The sequence below is a fragment of the Micrococcus sp. 116 genome (genome assembly GCF_902506395.1).
In the GTDB taxonomy this organism is placed as follows: domain Bacteria; phylum Actinomycetota; class Actinomycetes; order Actinomycetales; family Micrococcaceae; genus Micrococcus; species Micrococcus luteus.
Genome location: NZ_LR732370.1, coordinates 990,733 through 1,007,654, shown reverse-complemented (window position 1 = coordinate 1,007,654; position 16,922 = coordinate 990,733). Strand labels below are relative to the sequence as shown.

General features: G+C 71.4%; 17 protein-coding genes. 7 read left to right on the top strand and 10 right to left on the bottom strand.

Annotated elements, in window-relative coordinates; genetic code table 11:
- Nucleotides 1–2: 2 nt before the first annotated feature.
- Nucleotides 3–923 (top strand): SURF1 family protein (locus tag CITRIK5_RS04730; RefSeq protein ID WP_370462575.1); only part of this gene is annotated, 921 nt, incomplete at its 5' end.
- Between the two features lie 30 nt (nt 924–953).
- On the opposite strand, the gene abc-f is transcribed toward CITRIK5_RS04730, so the two are convergent.
- From abc-f to CITRIK5_RS04705, 5 genes are all read right to left on the bottom strand, one after another.
- Complete coding sequence (gene abc-f, locus CITRIK5_RS04725) at nt 954–2,552, bottom strand: ribosomal protection-like ABC-F family protein (protein WP_098092828.1); 1,599 nt, start codon at nt 2,550–2,552, stop codon at nt 954–956.
- A gap of 838 nt (nt 2,553–3,390) precedes the next feature.
- Nucleotides 3,391–5,085, bottom strand: a complete 1,695-nt coding sequence (locus tag CITRIK5_RS04720; protein ID WP_036336531.1) for a cytochrome bc complex cytochrome b subunit — start codon at nt 5,083–5,085, stop codon at nt 3,391–3,393.
- Nucleotides 5,086–5,090: 5 nt separating this feature from the next.
- Nucleotides 5,091–6,167, bottom strand: coding sequence for a ubiquinol-cytochrome c reductase iron-sulfur subunit (locus CITRIK5_RS04715; protein WP_036315103.1), 1,077 nt, complete (start codon nt 6,165–6,167; stop codon nt 5,091–5,093).
- Nucleotides 6,168–6,236: 69 nt separating this feature from the next.
- A complete protein-coding gene (locus CITRIK5_RS04710) occupies nt 6,237–7,043 on the bottom strand; it encodes a c-type cytochrome (RefSeq protein WP_129866946.1) in 807 nt (268 codons plus the stop codon).
- An 86-nt stretch (nt 7,044–7,129) separates the two neighbouring features.
- Nucleotides 7,130–7,708 (bottom strand): cytochrome c oxidase subunit 3, encoded by a 579-nt coding sequence (locus CITRIK5_RS04705; protein WP_020625607.1) that lies wholly within the window; start codon nt 7,706–7,708, stop codon nt 7,130–7,132.
- A 250-nt stretch (nt 7,709–7,958) separates the two neighbouring features.
- Here CITRIK5_RS04705 and trpD point away from each other — a divergent pair, with 250 nt between their 5' ends.
- On the top strand, nt 7,959–9,017 hold the full coding sequence (gene trpD / locus CITRIK5_RS04700; protein ID WP_087114304.1) for an anthranilate phosphoribosyltransferase: 1,059 nt from the start codon (nt 7,959–7,961) through the stop codon (nt 9,015–9,017).
- Between the two features lie 54 nt (nt 9,018–9,071).
- Here the strand turns inward: trpD and CITRIK5_RS04695 are convergent, their stop codons facing one another.
- A complete protein-coding gene (locus tag CITRIK5_RS04695) occupies nt 9,072–9,353 on the bottom strand; it encodes an Lrp/AsnC family transcriptional regulator (protein ID WP_002854527.1) in 282 nt (93 codons plus the stop codon).
- A 68-nt stretch (nt 9,354–9,421) separates the two neighbouring features.
- Nucleotides 9,422–9,838: a DUF3054 domain-containing protein gene (locus tag CITRIK5_RS04690; RefSeq protein ID WP_129866945.1), complete on the bottom strand. Its 417-nt coding sequence runs from the start codon at nt 9,836–9,838 to the stop codon at nt 9,422–9,424.
- Nucleotides 9,839–9,947: 109 nt separating this feature from the next.
- Between CITRIK5_RS04690 and CITRIK5_RS04685 the strand changes: the two genes are divergently transcribed.
- Both CITRIK5_RS04685 and CITRIK5_RS04680 read left to right on the top strand, forming a co-directional pair.
- Nucleotides 9,948–10,598, top strand: coding sequence for a hypothetical protein (locus CITRIK5_RS04685; protein ID WP_087114303.1), 651 nt, complete (start codon nt 9,948–9,950; stop codon nt 10,596–10,598).
- Nucleotides 10,599–10,790: 192 nt separating this feature from the next.
- The gene (locus CITRIK5_RS04680) at nt 10,791–11,036 is read left to right on the top strand and encodes a superinfection immunity protein (RefSeq protein WP_002854519.1); all 246 of its coding nucleotides are present in this window, start codon (nt 10,791–10,793) and stop codon (nt 11,034–11,036) included.
- A gap of 16 nt (nt 11,037–11,052) precedes the next feature.
- Here the strand turns inward: CITRIK5_RS04680 and CITRIK5_RS04675 are convergent, their stop codons facing one another.
- Nucleotides 11,053–11,601, bottom strand: a complete 549-nt coding sequence (locus tag CITRIK5_RS04675; RefSeq protein WP_049147365.1) for a maltokinase N-terminal cap-like domain-containing protein — start codon at nt 11,599–11,601, stop codon at nt 11,053–11,055.
- Nucleotides 11,602–11,660: 59 nt separating this feature from the next.
- Nucleotides 11,661–13,766 (bottom strand): NADPH-dependent 2,4-dienoyl-CoA reductase, encoded by a 2,106-nt coding sequence (locus CITRIK5_RS04670; protein ID WP_049147364.1) that lies wholly within the window; start codon nt 13,764–13,766, stop codon nt 11,661–11,663.
- 149 nt (nt 13,767–13,915) lie between these two features.
- Here CITRIK5_RS04670 and CITRIK5_RS04665 point away from each other — a divergent pair, with 149 nt between their 5' ends.
- The 3 genes from CITRIK5_RS04665 (at nt 13,916) to CITRIK5_RS04655 (ending at nt 16,088) form a co-directional block, all read left to right on the top strand.
- Nucleotides 13,916–14,392, top strand: a complete 477-nt coding sequence (locus CITRIK5_RS04665; RefSeq protein WP_061867282.1) for an NfeD family protein — start codon at nt 13,916–13,918, stop codon at nt 14,390–14,392.
- A 70-nt stretch (nt 14,393–14,462) separates the two neighbouring features.
- Nucleotides 14,463–15,653, top strand: a complete 1,191-nt coding sequence (locus CITRIK5_RS04660) for an SPFH domain-containing protein (protein WP_036315078.1) — start codon at nt 14,463–14,465, stop codon at nt 15,651–15,653.
- Between the two features lie 87 nt (nt 15,654–15,740).
- On the top strand, nt 15,741–16,088 hold the full coding sequence (locus CITRIK5_RS04655) for an RNA polymerase-binding protein RbpA (protein ID WP_012750883.1): 348 nt from the start codon (nt 15,741–15,743) through the stop codon (nt 16,086–16,088).
- Between the two features lie 76 nt (nt 16,089–16,164).
- On the opposite strand, the gene CITRIK5_RS04650 is transcribed toward CITRIK5_RS04655, so the two are convergent.
- Nucleotides 16,165–16,896 carry a polyprenol monophosphomannose synthase gene (locus CITRIK5_RS04650; RefSeq protein WP_049147360.1) on the bottom strand — a complete coding sequence of 244 codons (732 nt, stop codon included), beginning with the start codon at nt 16,894–16,896 and terminating at the stop codon, nt 16,165–16,167.
- Between the last annotated feature and the right edge of the window lie 26 nt (nt 16,897–16,922).

The following is a 16,922-nucleotide window of genomic DNA, read 5'->3' as shown; positions in this document are numbered from 1 at the left end:
CNCCCATGAGCATCCCCGCCCCCATGACGGACCCGACCGCCCGCGACGCCGAACGCCTTCCTGCCCTGCGCTTCGGCTTCCTCGCCACCGGCCCGTGGATCCTCGGCTTCGTGGTGTGCGTCCTCTTCGCGTTCCTGTGCCATGCGCTCGCGCAGTGGCAGTGGGACCGCCGCGTGGAGGTCCAGCACCGCGTCAACCGCGTCCTGGAGAACTACGACGACGACCCGGTTCCGTTCGCCGAGGCCTCCCGGCTGTTCACCGCGTTCCAGACCGACGACGAGTGGACGCCCGTGACACTGACCGGCGAGTACCTCGTCGACGAGACGCTCATCGTCCGCAACCGCCCCCGGGCCGGCCAGCCCGGCTACGAGGTGCTCGTGCCGTTCCGGACGGACGAGGGCCCCGTCGTCGTGGTGGACCGCGGCTGGCTCCCGGTGGGCAACAGTCCGGGTCAGCCGGACGCCGTGCCGGCCCCGCCCGCCGGCCACGCCGAGGTCGTGGTGCGGGTCAAGCCCGGGGAGCCGGCCCTGGACCGCGACGCCCCGGACGGTCAGGTGCCCTCGATCGACCTCGCCGAGATCGCCGACACCGTGGGCGGGCCCGTGGCCGGGACGGCCTACGGGATCATGGTCACGGAGGACCCGGCGGTGGAGCCGATGCCGCAGAAGCTCGTCGAGCCCACCCTCGACGAGGGCCCGCACCTGTCCTACGCGATCCAGTGGTACCTGTTCGCGGCCATGGGCTTCGGGGTGTGGGGGTACTCCGCGTGGATGCGCGCGCGCAACGACCGGGCCGACGCCCTCGACGACGCCGCGGACGACGGGCTGCTCTCCGCGCACCGGGTCCCCCGCGCCAAGCCGGCCCGGCGGCGGCGCGACGGGCGGCTCACGGACGAGGAGGCCGAGGATGCGCTCTTCGACTGAGCCGGCCCTCCGCCTCGGCGGCCCGCGGACTCAGGCGAGGGTGATGAGGTCCCTGTAGTCGTCGTTCCAGAGGTCCTCGACCCCGTCCGGCAGCAGCACCACGCGCTCGGGGTCGAGCGCCTCGACGGCGCCCTCGTCGTGGGTCACGAGCACCACGGCGCCCTCGTACTGGCGCAGTGCGTGGAGGATCTCCTCACGGCTGGCGGGGTCGAGGTTGTTCGTGGGCTCGTCCAGCAGCAGCACGTTCGCACTCGAGGCCACGAGCGTGGCCAGCGCCAGGCGGGTCTTCTCGCCGCCGGAGAGGACGCGGGCGGGCTTGTCGACGTCGTCGCCCTGGAAGAGGAACGATCCGAGCAGCGTGCGCGCCTGGGTGTCGCCGAGCTGCGGGGCGGCGTGGCGCATGTTGTCCAGGACCGACGCGTCCTGGTCCAGGGTGTCGTGCTCCTGGGCGAAGTAACCCAGCTTGAGCCCGTGGCCCGCCTGCACCTCCCCGGTGTCCGGGGTCTCCTCCCCGGCGAGCATGCGCAGCAGCGTCGTCTTGCCGGCGCCGTTGTAGCCCAGGATCACCACGCGCGAGCCGCGGTCGATCGCCAGGTCCACTCCCGTGAAGATCTCGAGCGAGCCGTAGGACTTGGAGAGGTTCTCGGCGCGCAGCGGCGTCTTGCCGGAGGCCTGCGGGGTGGGGAAGCGGATCGCGGCCACGCGGTCGACCGCGCGCTCGCCCTCGACGCCGCGCATGAGCCGCTCGGCGCGCTTGATCATGTTCTGCGCGGCGGTGGCCTTGGTCGCCTTGGCACGCATCTTCTCGGCCTGGGCCATGAGGGCCGAGGCCTTCTTCTCCGCGTTGGCGAACTCCCGCCGGCGGCGCGCCTCGTCCTGCTGGCGCTGGGCGAGGTAGTTCTTCCACGTCATGTTGTAGACGTCCATGGTCTGCCGGTTCGCGTCCAGGTAGAGGACCTTGTTCACGGTCATCTCCATGAGCTCGACGTCGTGCGAGATCATCAGGAGGCCGCCGGAGTAGGTCTTCAGGTAGTCGCGCAGCCACACGATCGAGTCGTGGTCGAGGTGGTTGGTGGGCTCGTCCAGCAGCAGGATGTCCGCGTCGGAGAAGAGGATGCGGGCGAGCTCCACGCGGCGGCGCTGGCCGCCGGAGAGGGTGTGCAGCGGCTGGTCCAGGACGCGGTCCGGCAGGCCGAGGTTGGACGTGATCCGGGCGGCCTCGGACTCGGCCGCGTAGCCGCCGCGGGCCTCGAACTCCGCCTCCAGGCGGGAGTAGCGGTTCATCGCCCGCTCCCGCTCGGCGTCGTCGACGGCGGCCATGCCGGCCTCGGCCTCCCGCATGCGGCGGATCGTCTGGTCCAGGTCGCGGGCGGAGAGGATGCGGTCGCGGCCGGACTGGTCCATGTCCTCGACCTTGGGGTCCTGGGGCAGGTAGCCGATGCGCCCGGTCCGGGTCACGGTGCCCGCCGTGGGCTGCCCGCCGCCGGCCAGGACCTTGGTCAGCGTCGTCTTGCCGGCGCCGTTGCGCCCCACGAGGCCGACCTTGTCCCCCTTGTCCACGCGGAAGTTCACCTCGTCCATGAGGAGACGGGCGCCCACGCGCAGTTCGACATCGGTGACGGTCAGCATGGGGGTGTCAGACTCCAGGGGTCGAGGGAAGAACAGGGGTGCACCGGCGGGGTCCGGCCGATCTCGACGGGCGGGGGCCAGCGCGGTGCCGGGCCAGTCTAGTCCGTCTACACTCTGGCCCCATGAGCTTCAACGAGAACGTGCAGATCGACGCCGGCCGGGCCCGATCGGGCGGTGGCGGCGGGCCGGTCGGCGGGCATGGCCCCCACTCCCATCACGGTGGCCAGCACCACCACCCAAACGGGCAAACCAGCTGGCCACCAGTGGGCAGTTCTGATGGCCACCAGCGGGAAGAAACACTGGCCGCCTATGGGCAGAACTCAATGGCCCTTGACAGACGGTCCAGGGGTCGGTGGAGTGCGAGGGCGAGGCCCATGCGCGGACTTCTCTCCGAGGATGAGCGGATGTCGCAGCACCCACCCGTGGTGGGGCGCCACCTCATCCACTCTGAGCGCGCGTGGGAGGAAAGCCGTTTGAGGACCCAGAGCATCGACGGTGCCCGTCTCCGGCCGTCTCTCGGGATGCCCCCGAGGAACGCCACCTGCATCCGCCCCGCATCCGTCGTCGCGGGCCGGACGCACGCCTGTCCGAGCCAGAACCGGCCGGCCGCGACGAGCGAGGCGCACCATTGCTCCGGCCCACCCGAGGGGGCCGCCGAACGAGGACCCCCGCGACGCAGGCCGCCGACTCGGCACGTCGGGGGGCGGGGGCTGGACCCCCTCATGGCGTTCGCTGCGGCCTTGGGCGGGCCCTCCCGCGGCGGCCCGCCCCGGGACGCCGAAGAGCCCCGCGCACCGTGGTGCGCGGGGCCCTTCGTCAGGGGATCAGCCGACCGGGGTCAGCGCTCCAGATGAGGGGCGTCCGAGCCGTGTCCAAGCTCGACGTGGTGCTCCTCGTGGCCGTGCTGGCCGTGGGTGCGGGCCTCCACCAGCTCCTCGCGGGAGACCGGGGCGACGCGGTCCTGGTAGAACATGCGGTTCAGGCCGGCACGAGCCTTCTCGATCATGCCCACCTTGCCGTTGCGGCTGGGGATGGCAGCCACCGGACGGCGGTCCTCGAAGGACACCAGGCGGTACAGCTCGTAGTCGGTCAGCTGACGGTGCCGCTCGTGGAAGCCGCCCTCGGGGGACATCTCGATGACACCGGCCTCGTGGCCGTGGAGCACGAGCTCACGGTCCTTGCGCTGCAGGGAGAGGCAGATGCGGCGGGTGACGATGAAGGCGATCACCGGGCCGAGGAAGAACAGCGCGCGCAGCACGTACAGCACGTCGTTCAGGGAGAGGCGGAAGTGGGTGGCGATGAGGTCCGAGGACGCGGCCGCCCACATGACGCAGTACCAGACGACGGCGGCCACGCCGATCCCCGTGCGCGCCGGAGCGTTGCGCGGACGGTCGAGCAGGTGGTGCTCGGTGTCGTCCTTGGTGATCCACCGCTCGATCCAGGGCCAGGTGACCATGCCGATGAGCAAGACGCCGACCGGGATCAGCGGCACCAGCACACCCATGGGCAGCGACACCGAGGAACCCCACGGCATCGGGACGTTCCACAGGAAGGAGTAGTCGCCGATCATGCCCGGCATGAGCCGCAGGGCGCCGTCGAACACGCCGATGTACCAGTCGGGCTGAGTGCCGGCCTGCACGGGGGAGGGATCGTACGGACCGTAGTTCCAGTTGGCGTTGATCGTCACCGTGGAGGCGATGAGCGCGAGCACACCGAACACGATGAAGAAGAAGCCGCCGGCCTTGGCCGCGTACACCGGGCCGACCGGGTAGCCGACCACGTTGTTCTCGGTGCGGCCCGGGCCCGGGTACTGAGTGTGCTTGTGCACGACCACCATGAACAGGTGGATGCCGATCAGCAGCAGGATGGCGGCCGGCACGACCATGATGTGCAGGGCGTACAGGCGGCCGATGATCGAGTGGCCGGGGAACTCGCCGCCGAAGAAGAAGGCGGAGAGGTAGGTGCCCACGATCGGCAGCGACTTCAGGATGCCGTCGATGATGCGCAGGCCGTTGCCGGAGAGCACCTCGTCGGGCAGGGAGTAGCCGGTGAAGCCGGCGGCCCAGCCGGCCATCAGCAGGAAGCATCCGACCACCCAGTTCAGCTCACGCGGGCGACGGAACGCGCCGGTGAAGAACACGCGCAGCATGTGGACGGACATGGCCGCCACGAACATCAGCGCCGCCCAGTGGTGCAGCTGCCGCATGAACAGACCGCCGCGCACGTCGAACGAGATGTCGAGGGTCGAAGCGTAGGCCGCGGACATCTCGATGCCGCGCAGCGGGGCATAGGCCCCGTTGTAGACGACCTCCGACATGGAGGGGTCGAAGAAGAGGGTGAGGAACGCGCCGGACAGCAGCAGGATGACGAAGCTGTACAGGGCGACCTCGCCGAACATGAACGTCCAGTGGTCCGGGAAGATCTTGCGGGCGAAGAACTTCACGATCGGCGACATCCCCGTGCGGGTGTCGACGAAGTTCGCGATGCGGCCGGTCGAGGTCGCCGGCTGGAACTCATTCACGGTGGTGCTCATAGGTGTCAGCCACGCTCCCAGTAGACAGGCCCGACGGGCTCATGGAAATCGCTCTGGGCCACGAGGAAGCCCTCGTCGTCCACGGTGATCGGCAGCTGCGGCAGCGCGTGGCTGGCCGGGCCGAAGATGACCTTGCACTCCTGCGTCAGGTCGAAGGTCGACTGGTGGCAGGGGCAGAGCAGGTGGTGGGTGTGCTGCTCGTACAGGGCGATCGGGCAGCCCACGTGCGTGCAGACCTTGGAGTAGGCGAAGATGCCGTCCACGTTCCAGTCCTCGCGACCCGGGGTGATCCTCACCTTGGCGGGGTCCAGGCGCATGAGCAGGACGACGGCCTTGGCCTTCTGGTTGAGCTTGTCGGGGCCCAGATCGTTCAGGCCGTCGGGGATGACGTGCACGGCCGAGCCGAGCGTGACGTCCGAGGCCTTGATGGGGGAGCCGGTGGGGTCGCGCACGAGGCGCACGCCCTCGGCCCACATGGTGTGGCGCAGACGCTCAGGGCCGAAGTTGTGAGCCTCCTGGTCCGAGAAATTGTCCGAGTCGTCCAGATCGCGGAACACGGCGATGAACGGCAGGGGGGCCAGCAGGGCGGCGCCGATCAGGGTGTTGCGCAGCAGGGGGCGGCGCTTGATCTGCGACTCGTCCAGGATCTCGGAGATCATCCCGGTGGCGGCCACGCGGTCGGCCTCCGAGCGGATCTCGTGACGGTCCTCCACGGTCTCGTGGTCGGGCATCAGGGTCTTGGCCCAGTGCACCACGCCGATGCCGATGCCGAACATGGCGAGGGCGGTGCCCAGGCCGAGCAGCAGGTTCTGCAGGTAGATCTTGCTGAACGCCTCACCGTTGCCGATCTGCCCCACACCGAAGTAGCCGATGAAGAAGAGCACCGTGCCCACGATGGAGATGAGGAACATGACCGAGACCTGACGCTCGGCGCGCTTCGCAGCCTTCGGATCCTCATCGGCCAGACGCGGACGGTGCGGAGGCAGGCCCGGGTTGTCGATCGCGTACCGGGGCGCGTCCTCGCCGGCGTGCTCGAGGGAACCCGAGCGATGCTCGGTCCCTTCAAAGCCTTTCTCGCCCATATGTCCTGTTTCCTTTACTCGAGTGATGAATGTCGATGACGGGTGGTCGGCGCGCCTGCGCCGACGGGATCAGGAGGACCGGCTGGTGAGCCAGACCATGAAGCCGATGATCAGCGCCAGGCCAGCGGTCCAGATGAACAGGCCCTCGGAGACGGGGCCGAGCGAGCCGAGGGCGAGGCCGCCGGGGGAGCCCTGGTTCTCGATGGTCTTCAGGTAGGCGATGATGTCGCGCTTGTCCTCGGGCTTGATGTTCGAGTCGGAGAACACCGGCATGTTCTGCGGGCCGGTCTCCATGGCCTCGTAGATGTGCTTCTCCTCCACGCCCTGCAGAGACGGGGCGTACTTGCCGCGGGTGAGCGCACCGCCGGCCGCAGCCGCGTTGTGGCACATGGCGCAGTTGATGCGGAACAGGTCGCCGCCGCGGGTGATGTCCACGTCCTCGTGGTTCACATCCAGGTACTCGTCCTCGGGGATGGCCGGGCCGGCGCCGAGGGAGGCGACGTAGGCGGCGAGCTGAGCGGTCTGCTCCTCGTTGAACTGGTTCGGCTTGGCCGGGGCCTGCGGGCCGTTCATCTGCATGGGCATGCGGCCGGTGCCGACCTGGAAGTCGACGGACGCGGCGCCGACGCCGATCAGGGACGGGCCGGAGGGGCCCCCCGCGGCGCCCATGCCGTGGCAGGAGGCGCAGTTGGCGTTGAAGAGCTTCTCGCCCTCGGTGATGTCATCAGCCGAGGCGGCCGCGGTGACCTGCGTGGCCGCCTGTGCCTGGTTCACGGTGCTCGCGACGGAGTACAGTCCGCCGGTCACCAGGAGTCCCAGCAGGAGGAGCGCCAGCCCCATCAGGGGATGGCGTCGGTTCTGCGAAAGTGCCTTCACGGGGGTTTCCTATCGTTCTCTTACGGGCCGGACCGCTGCGTGCCCCCGGCCCGTACCTGACGTCGGTGCGGTGAGTGAGGGTCGTCTTACTTCAGGAAGTAGACGATGAAGAACAGGGCGATCCAGACGACGTCCACGAAGTGCCAGTAGTAGGACACGACGATCGCCGACGTGGCCTCGTGGTGGCCGAAGCGGCGGGCCATGTAGGCGCGGCCGATGATGAAGAGGAACGCGATCAGGCCACCGGTCACGTGGATGGCGTGGAAGCCGGTGGTGATGTAGAACGCCGAGCCGTACGCGTTCGCCGCGACGGTCACACCCTCGGAGACGAGGACCGCGTACTCGTAGGACTGCACCGCCACGAAGATCGAGCCCATGATGAAGGTCAGGATGAACCACTCGACCATGCCCCACTTCCCGAACTGCAGGAAGCCGCCGGTGCGGCGGGGCTGAAGGCGCTCGGCGGCGAGGACGCCGAACTGGGCGGTGACGGAGGAGAGCACCAGGATCGTCGTGTTCACCGCGGCGAGCGGGACGTTGAGGATCGCGGTGTGCTCGGCCCAGAGCTCCGGAGACGTGGAGCGAAGGGTGAAGTACATGGCGAAGAGCCCACCGAAGAACATGAGCTCGCTGGCAAGCCACACCATGGTCCCGACCTGCACCATGTTCGGCCGGCTCGGGAGCCCCGTGGTGGGCTGATGGAGAGTGGGGTTAGCTGTGGTCACCCAGCCATTATGGCCCCAAACACCGCCCGGGCGGTAAATCGAACCTACCGTGTCGCAGGACAGGTCGTCAGCACCGTCGGGGGGTTTCAGTGTCAGTCGGGGGCTGGCGTCCAGGGGATGTCCAGGTTCACGGCGGGCGGCGCATGACACGACGCGGTGCCGGGTGCGGCCGGGCCGCTAGGCTCAGTGCGTGAGCACCCCCGAGAACACCGCAGCAGTCCTTGGGACCTCCTGGCCGGAGGTCTTCCGCGCCCTCACCGTCGGTGAGGACCTCAGCGACGACGTCGCCGCGTGGGCCATGGGGGAGATGATGGCCGGCGATGCCACCGAGGGGCAGGTGGGCGGATTCCTCCTCGCCCTGGCCGCCAAGGGGGTGACGGTGCCGGAGCTGCGCGGCCTGACCGAGGCGATGGTCCAGGCGGCGAACCCGGTGCACGTGCCGGGGGAGACCCTCGACGTCGTGGGCACGGGTGGCGACCGCCTGGGCACCGTGAACCTCTCCACGATGTCCTCGCTCGTGGCCGCCGGTGCGGGCGCGCGGATCGTCAAGCACGGGAACCGCGGCGCCTCGTCCACCGCCGGCGCGGCCGACGTGATCGAGGCCCTCGGCGTGGACTTGTCCATGCCGACCCGGAAGGCCGAGGAGTGCGCCGAGGCCGTGGGCATCACGTTCCTGTTCGCCCAGAACTACCACCCGTCCATGAAGTATGTGGCCCCGGTGCGCAAGCAGCTCGGCGTGCCCACCGTGTTCAACTTCCTCGGCCCCCTGAGCAATCCGGCCCAGGTCACCGCCCAGGCCCTGGGCTGCTCGAGTGAGGCCATGGTCCCGCTGCTCGCGCAGGTGCTCGCGGACCGGGGGGTGCGCGGCTTCGTCTTCCGCGGGGCGGACGGCCGGGACAAGATCACGACGTCGGGGCCGTCGACCGTCATGGAGGTCCGGGACGGTGTGCGCACCCACGAGCTCGATCCCCGGGAGCTGGGCATCGACCTGGCCCCCGTTCAGGCCCTGGCCGGGCGGGACGGTGCCTACAATGCGACCCTCGTCCGCGCTCTGCTGGCGGGGGAGAAGGGTCCGATCCGCGACGCCGTCCTCCTCAACGCGGCCGCGGGCCTGACGGCCTGGGACCGTGACGCGGACGCGCCGCTGATGGAGCGGCTGGCGGCCAACGTGGCGCGGGCCGCCGAGTCGATCGACTCCGGCGCCGCGCGTGACGTCCTGGACCGCTGGGTCGCCTTCTCCCGGTCCTGATGGTGCGACGACGGGCCCTCGCCAGCGAGGTGGGGCCCGTCGTGGGGAGGACGCTCAGGAGTCGAAGCCGAGCGCCCATCCCTCGCCGAGGTCCTCGGACGAGTAGGTCCGGAAGGCCAGCATGGTCTCGGTGTCCTGGATCCCGTCGACCTTGGAGAGGTGGTCGGCGATCACGTCGGCGAGGTCCTCGTAGCGGCGCACCTTGACCATCGCCACCAGGTCCCACGCGCCGGTCACGGAGTAGACCGACCCGACCCCCTCGAGCGCGGCGAGGGTCTCGGCGGTCTCCGGGATGCTGGATTTGTCGGTCTTGATCAAGACGATGGCGGTGACCACGGGCGGTCCTCATTTCCTCGATGCTGTGGGTCCGGTGTCCGGGATGATCCTAGCTGCGCGCCGGGCCCTCACCTCCGGGTGCGGCGCACCAGCCAGGCGGTCACGGCCCGGCGGCCCAGGAGCAGGACGCCCAGCACCCCGAGCGCCACGAGCACGAAGGACACGGGTGCGCCACCGAGGCCGAAGGCCACGCGTAGGACCATCCCGACGGCGACGGTCCCCAGCCACACGATCACGCCGTGGGGCCACACGCGGGCCCAGGTCCGGTGTCCGGCGGTCAGCCCGGTCATGAGGAGGAGGCCCGCCAGGAACGGCGCCGCCGTGACCAGCAGCCCCAGCGGCCCGCGCTCTGTCGCGTGCTGCCCCTGGCCCAGAGCCACGAAGAGGAGGGTGAGGAGGAGGTCGACGGCAAGTGCCGGCTGGGCGCCGCGCGGGTCACGGTGCTCGGCGGGCACGGCACGACGGGCGGTGGGGGAGGACGTCATGCATCCAGTCTGGCCCACCGCAAGGTCGAGGCGGCGCGTCCAGCCACAGGTGACTCGGTGGACGGGGCCTATGACAAGATGCCAATGTTGTCAGAGGTAGGCTCTCTGTATGGTGTTCGTGCATCTGGTGCCCATCCGACCGACCGCTGCCACGGCCGACGACGCCCGACGTCTGGCAGCGGTGCTGCTCGATGATCCTCACCCGGACGCGGCTGTGATCGCGGCGGCGTGGCTTCTCGACGAATCCGGCCCGGTCGCCGATGCGGCGTCGCACGACGGCGAGCTGGCCGTCGTCGTCGAAAGCATGGCGGCTGCGGTGGGCCTGGCGTTGTGGGCTGTGCGGACCGGGTCCTGGGCGGTGCTGTTGGATCCCGAGGATGCCCTCGACAAGGACTCATTATTGTCGTACCTGACAACAGCCGAGCGGCGGCGGGCCCGGCGGGCACCGGGCCGACTCGTGCTGCCGGGCGGAGGTCGCGCGGACCGCGCCTCGGATGCCGGCCGAGAGGCCGATCTACGCTGTGCGGAGGCCACCCTGCAGCTGGTCGCCACGGTGGAACGGCGCCGGTCCGCTGATCAGCACGCGGCGGGACGGCTGGTCGAAGCCGGCGCCAGTCAGCGAGAGGCGGCGGCCGAGCTCGGGATCAGTCAGCAGGCCGTCCATTCCCGGTTGCGACACGGGCTCTGGCACGAGAGCCGGACGGCGGTGGCGGCCGTCCTGCCGTTGCTGGACCGGCTGTCCACAGACCCGGGGGAGTGAATCCCCGGCACGCGGCGCCGGCGTCAGCCGGCGCGACCTCCTGGGCCAGGTCCCGATGTGGCGCGTGCCGTGCAGGCGGCCTCCGAAGGGGAGGCGAAGAACGGGCTAGTTGACATAATGTACATTATCGGCGCACTGCGGAACGGTGGACAGGGCGCCCTCCGCGGCGGGTCTCGCGCGTAGCCTGGACCCATGACGATCATGACCGACCAGCGCGACCGCCCCCTGCACGCGACGATCGCCGTCGTCCTGGCCATCGCCACGGCGGGCTACCTGGCTCCATGGGCCGTCGCCGCCGTCCGTGGCCGTTCCAACGTGTGGGCGGTGTTCTGGGTGAACCTGCTCACCGGGTGGACCGTCCTCGGCTGGTGCATCGCGCTGTACATGTCGCTCACCAGCCATCGCCGGCTGCGGTCCTGGGGTCCGCGCGGCCTCTGACCGCGCGGACCGCCCCTCAGGTAAGACGCGCGACGACGGCCCGCACACCGTCTCCCTCGGCGATGAGGCACCGCGGGCCGTCGACGTCCGCCTCGCCCGTCTCCGACAGCTCGACCGGCACCTCGAGCTCCCCCGTCGCATCGGCGCCGATCACGCGGAGGGTGAGATCCGGGGCGCGCGTCTCGAGGTAGGTCCCGGACTCGTCATGCATCTCGAGCCGGGCCTGCGGGATCTCGCCGCGCACGGCGGCCGCGAGGATACGGCGCGCGTCCGGGTCGGTGGCGGCGTCCACGACCCAGCGGTGTCCCAGGACGGAGTGCTCCACCTCGGCCACGACGTCCCCCTCGGCGGGTGCGTCGCCTCGGTAGGCGAACGCAGTCTGGTAGAGCCGGTCCCCCACGCGCACGAGCATCGACTCGACGCCGATCTCGCCGGTGGGATCGTCGAACCGGTACGAGCCGACCTTCTCGGCGGTCACGTCCTCGGGCAGTCCGTGCGCCACGAGGCGGCGGCGGATCCATTCGGGCTTGTCCGGGTCCAGGCGTGCGGTGTAGATGAGAGCCATGCCCCGACCGTAGCCCCGACGTCGTCCGCCCGGGAGGGCCCGCCGGCCGGCGGCGCGGCTCAGCCCTGCACGGCCCGCACGGCGTGGTCCATGGCCCGGTAGGCGTCGAGCTCGCGGGCTTCGGCCGCCCCGCCGATCAGGCGCACCGCCTCCGGCGCGTAGCCCGCGGCCACGAGGTCCTCGACGAGATCCGTCTCGGACACCTGCCCGGCGCACACGACGACGTCCGTCACGTCCAGGGTCAGCGCCACGCGGGCCTCGGGGTCCTCCGGCGACGGCGCGGTCACGCGCAGACCGTCGGGGCCGACGCCCTCGTAGGTCACACCGGAGTGCAGCTGGACCCCGTGCTGCCGCAGCTCGGCGCGGTGCACCCAGCCGGTGGTGGGGCGCAGTCGGGCGCCGATCGGTCCGGGGCTGCGCTGGAGCAGGTGGACCTCGCGTCCCGGGTGGGCCGCGGCTGGCTTCGCCAGCTGGCCCGGCGTCTCCGAGGTCAGGGCCACGCCCCAGCGGGCCCGCCAGTGCTCCTGTGTCTCGGGTGTCCCGTCCGGCCGTTCCGTGCCGGCCGCCAGGGCCTCGGCGACATCCACGCCCACGCCGCCGGCGCCGATCACCGCGACGCGCGGGCCGACGTCGACATGTCCCAGGACCACGTCGTCGTACGCGTGGACGGCGGGCGCGCCCGGCTCCCCCGCCCCGGGCAGAGCGACGGGCCGCGGCCGCACGCCGGTGGTGAGGAGCACCTCGTCGTAGCCCGGCCGCCCATCGTCCGTGAGGAGTGTCTGTGCGGACACCTCCTCCCCGGTCACGAGCGTCACCCCGGATGCCGCCGCGCGGGCCGCCAGGTGCTCCAGCGCGGGACCGAACTCCTCCTTGCCGGGGATGCGCCGGGCGAGCCGGAACTGCCCGCCGGGCTCGGCGTGCCGGTCGAACAGGGTGACCTCGTGCCCGAACCGGGCCGCACGCTCCGCGGCCGTGAGGCCCGCCGGCCCGGCACCGACCACGGCGATCCGGCGCCGGCGGCCCAGGGCCACCGGGACGGGCGCGGCGTACTCCGGCTCCGTCTCCCGCCCGGCGCGGGGGTTCATCAGGCACGAGACCTTGGCCCCGGTGAACACGTGGTCGAGGCAGGCCTGGTTGCAGGCGATGCACGGGGTCAGGGTCCGAGCGCGCGGGTCGCTGATCGCGGCCATCCACTCGGGGTCCGCCAGCAGGGGCCGGGCCAGCCCGACGAGCGCGGCGGCCCCGGACGTCAGCGCCTCCTCCGCCTCGGCGGGGGTGGTCAGCCGGTTGGAGGCGATCACGGGGATGTCGACGGCGGCGGTCAGGTCAGCCGAGGCGGCGAGGAACGCGGCGCGCGGCACGGAGGTCACGATGGTCGGCACACGCGACTCGTGCCACCCGATGCCGGTCATCAGGACGTCCGCTCCGGCGGCCTCGAAGGCCCGGGCGGTGTCCGCGATCTCCGCGCGCGTCTGCCCGTCGGGGACCAGGTCCGCTGCCGAGGTGCGCACCGAGAGCACGCCGCGCTCCCCCAGCGCCTCGCGCACGGCCGCGACCACCGCCACCGGGAACCGGCGTCGGCGCTCGGCGTCACCCCCGTACTCGTCCGCGCGTCGGTTCGTCGCCGGGGCGAGGAACTGGTTGAGGAGGTAGCCCTCCGAGGCCATGATCTCCACGCCGTCGTATCCGGCCTCCAGGGCCAACGTGGCCGCGCGTGCGAACGCGTTCACGGTCCGCTCGATGTCCGCGGCCGTCATCTCCCGGGGCGTGTGCCGCGAGATCGGCGCTCGCACCGCGGAGGCCGAGACCAGGTCGGGGCTGGGGGCGTAGCGTCCCGCGTGCAGCAGCTGGGCGAGGATCCTGCCCCCGGCGGCGTGGACGGCGTCCGTGACGACGCGATGGGCGCGCGCGTCCTCCTCGCTGGCGAGCATCCCCCCGCCCAGCGTCACCGTGCCCTCCGGGACCACACCCAGGCCGCCGGTGACGATGAGCCCGACGCCGCCGCGTGCCCGCTCCGCGTAGAACGCCGCCAGCTGCGGCAGGTCGTCGTGCCGATCCTCCAGTCCCATGTGCATCGAGGCCATGACCACCCGGTTGGGCAGCCGGAGGGGGCCCAGAGTGATCGGCTGGAGCAGGGGCGAGACCGCGACGGGTGAAGATGTCATGCAGCTCACATTACCGGGCGGTAGCCCCCTCCTTCCAGGACCGCCTGGGGACACGCTGTGTCCAACGCCACTGCGTAGGGCAGGATGGGGATCACATGTCGACGCGCGGCAGACCCGTCCGCGCACCCGACACGGAGGGGAGCGCACGCATGGAGTGGATCGAGGCGAACGCGGGCTGGCTGTGGCTGGTGCTGGCCGCCGGCCTGGCCGGCGTCGAGCTGCTGACCCTCGACCTCGTCTTCCTGATGATCGCCGCCGGGGCCGGCGCGGCGGGAGTGGTCGCGCTCGTGGGCGGCCCGCTGGCGCTCCAGCTCGCGGCGTTCGCCGCCGTCGCCCTGCTGATGCTCGCCGCCGTGCGCCCCGTCGCCCTGCGCCACCTGCGCAAGGACACCGGCGCCGGCGCCTCCTACCTGGACACGCTCCCGGGGCGCCGCGTCGCGGCCCAGGGCGCGATCACCGGCGACGCCGGCACGCTCGCCGTCGACGGCGACACCTGGTCCGCCCGCGTCGAGCCCGGGGCGCCCGACGTCGCCCCCGGCGACGAGGTGACCGTCCTGCGCATCGACGGGGCCACCCTGGTGGTCCGCCCGCTCCCCCGCATCGACTGGGAGGCGGACGGCGCCTGAACCGCCCCACGTCCTTGTTCCGACCGCACCGACCGCACCGACAGCACCGACCCCAGAAGAAGGGACCCCGATGGAAACCCTCATCGTCCTCGTCGTCCTCGCCGTCCTCGCGGCGGTGATCGTGGCCTCCTCGGTCAAGATCATCCCGCAGGCGCGGACGGCCAACATCGAACGCCTCGGCAAGTACAACCGCACGGCCGGCGCCGGGCTGACCCTGATCATCCCGTTCGTGGACCGCATGCTCCCGATGGTGGACATGCGCGAGCAGGTCGTCTCCTTCCCGCCCCAGCCGGTGATCACCGAGGACAACCTCGTCGTCTCCATCGACACGGTCGTCTACTTCCAGGTCACGGACGCCAAGGCCGCGACCTATGAGATCGCCAACTACATCCACGCGGTGGAGCAGCTCACCACCACCACCCTGCGCAACGTCGTGGGCGGCATGAACCTCGAGGAGGCGCTGACCTCTCGCGACTCCATCAACTCCCAGCTGCGCGGCGTGCTGGACGACGCCACCACGCGCTGGGGCCTGCGGGTCTCGCGGGTGGAGCTCAAGGCCATCGACCCGCCCATGTCCATCCAGGACTCGATGGAGAAGCAGATGCGCGCCGAGCGCGACCGCCGCGCCGCCATCCTCACCGCCGAGGGCACGAAGCAGGCCGCCATCCTCACGGCCGAGGGCGAGCGCCAGTCCCAGATCCTCTCCGCCGAGGGCGAGGCTCAGGCACGCGTGCTGCGCGCCAACGCCGAGGCCGAGGCGATCGAGGTGGTCTTCGACGCCATCCACTCCGGCGGCGCCGACTCCGAGGTCCTGGCCTACCAGTACCTGCAGTCCCTGCCCAAGATCGCCGACGGCCAGGCCACCACCATGTTCGTGGTCCCCGCCGAGCTCACCCGCGCCCTGCAGGGCCTCGGTGAGGCGTTCGCCCCCGGCGACGGCGACCGCCCCACCCCGGAGCGCGCACCCCGGCGTCGGGACTCCGGGGACCGCGCGGGCGAGCCGGGCGCCGAGCACGTCGGCGTCACCCCGGAGCGCGCGCGTCGGCCGCGTGGGTCCCGCCCCACCACCGCGGACGCCCTGCGCGCCAGCGGCGTCATGGACGCGATGACCGCCGGCGCGGTGACGGCGGAGGACATGCCGCAGACCTCGCTCGACGAGGCCCTGGCCACGCCGCAGGAGATTGAGCCCGACCCGTCGGCCGGCCGCACCCCCGGCACCCGCCCGGCCGGCGAGGCCGACGGGAATGCTGTGGGACACTGAATGGTTCCATCAGTGAGGACGACCCGCCGCGCCTCGATCGGCCCGCGCCCCCGCGCGGGCCTCGGCGCGGCCTGACGAGGAGGAAACGTGAGCGATCGCAGCCTGCGGGGCATGCGCCTGGGCGCGCAGTCCCTGGAGTCCGAGGCCGGCGTCGAGCCCGCCGCCCGGCAGCGGGTGGAGTACCGCACGGAGGACGGCGAGCAGGTGTTCGTGACCTTCTCCGTGGAGGCGGACGTGCCGGCCACCTGGACCTCGAAGACCGGCAAGGAGGCGTTCCTCGTCAGCGGCGAGAAGCCGGCTGAGACCGAGGGCAAGCCCGTGCGCACCCACTGGGACATGCTGCGCGAGCGCCGCAGCCTCGAGGAGCTGGAGGAGACCTACAAGATCCAGCTCAACAAGCTGCGCGCCAGCCGCGGCGAGGACGTCGACGCCTGACCCGCCGCTCCCCCATGCATGACGGGGCCGGATCCGCCATGGATCCGGCCCCGTCGTCGTTCGGGGGCTGTGCGCCTCAGAGGCCGAGGCGGGCGCGCAGGCCCTCCCAGCGCGCGGCCAGGCCCCACCGGGTCACGTTGACCACGGCCTCGCCGATGATGCCGCCGCTCATCTTGGACTCGCCGAGCTCACGCTCCACGAACGTGATCGGGACCTCGACGATCCGCTTGCCGAGGCGGGCCGTGCGGAAGGTCATGTCCACCTGGAACCCGTAGCCCTTGGACTCGATCGCGTCCAGGTCGATCGCACGGAGCGTGTCGGCCCGGTAGGCGCGGTAGCCCGCCGTGATGTCCGTCAGGTCGAGGCCGAGCATGATCTGCGGGTACAGGGACCCGGCCCACGAGATCATCTTGCGGGAGGTCGGCCAGTTCACCATCTTGCCGCCCGGCACGCGGCGCGAGCCGATCACCAGGTCCGCGGTGCGGACGGCCTCCAGCAGGCGCGGCAGCTGCTCGGGCTGGTGCGAGCCGTCCGCGTCCATCTCGACCAGGACGTCGTAGCCGCGCTCCAGGCCCCAGCGGAACCCGGCGATGTAGGCGCCGCCCAGGCCGTCCTTGGTGGTGCGGTGCAGCACGTGCACGGAGGGGTCCTCGGCGGCGCGGGCGTCGGCCCAGTCGCCGGTGCCGTCCGGGGAGGCGTCGTCCACCACGAGAACGTCGGACTCCGGGACGGAGTCACGGAGCCGGCCGAGGGTCAGCGGCAGCGACTCGATCTCGTTGTACGTGGGGATGATGGTCAGCACGCGCATGTGCGGTTCTCGCCTTCCGGCCGGGG

Bases quoted from the DNA above. Each gene is read 5' to 3' on its own strand.
- abc-f (WP_098092828.1), bottom strand. From the start codon at position 2,552: ATGCTGACCGTCACCGATGTCGAACTGCGCGTGGGCGCCCGTCTCCTC.
- CITRIK5_RS04720 (WP_036336531.1), bottom strand. From the start codon at position 5,085: ATGAGCACCACCGTGAATGAGTTCCAGCCGGCGACCTCGACCGGCCGC.
- CITRIK5_RS04715 (WP_036315103.1), bottom strand. From the start codon at position 6,167: ATGGGCGAGAAAGGCTTTGAAGGGACCGAGCATCGCTCGGGTTCCCTC.
- CITRIK5_RS04705 (WP_020625607.1), bottom strand. From the start codon at position 7,708: ATGGTGCAGGTCGGGACCATGGTGTGGCTTGCCAGCGAGCTCATGTTC.
- CITRIK5_RS04690 (WP_129866945.1), bottom strand. From the start codon at position 9,838: ATGACGTCCTCCCCCACCGCCCGTCGTGCCGTGCCCGCCGAGCACCGT.
- CITRIK5_RS04685 (WP_087114303.1), top strand. From the start codon at position 9,948: ATGGTGTTCGTGCATCTGGTGCCCATCCGACCGACCGCTGCCACGGCC.
- CITRIK5_RS04680 (WP_002854519.1), top strand. From the start codon at position 10,791: ATGACGATCATGACCGACCAGCGCGACCGCCCCCTGCACGCGACGATC.
- CITRIK5_RS04675 (WP_049147365.1), bottom strand. From the start codon at position 11,601: ATGGCTCTCATCTACACCGCACGCCTGGACCCGGACAAGCCCGAATGG.
- CITRIK5_RS04670 (WP_049147364.1), bottom strand. From the start codon at position 13,766: ATGACATCTTCACCCGTCGCGGTCTCGCCCCTGCTCCAGCCGATCACT.
- CITRIK5_RS04665 (WP_061867282.1), top strand. From the start codon at position 13,916: ATGGAGTGGATCGAGGCGAACGCGGGCTGGCTGTGGCTGGTGCTGGCC.
- CITRIK5_RS04660 (WP_036315078.1), top strand. From the start codon at position 14,463: ATGGAAACCCTCATCGTCCTCGTCGTCCTCGCCGTCCTCGCGGCGGTG.
- CITRIK5_RS04650 (WP_049147360.1), bottom strand. From the start codon at position 16,896: ATGCGCGTGCTGACCATCATCCCCACGTACAACGAGATCGAGTCGCTG.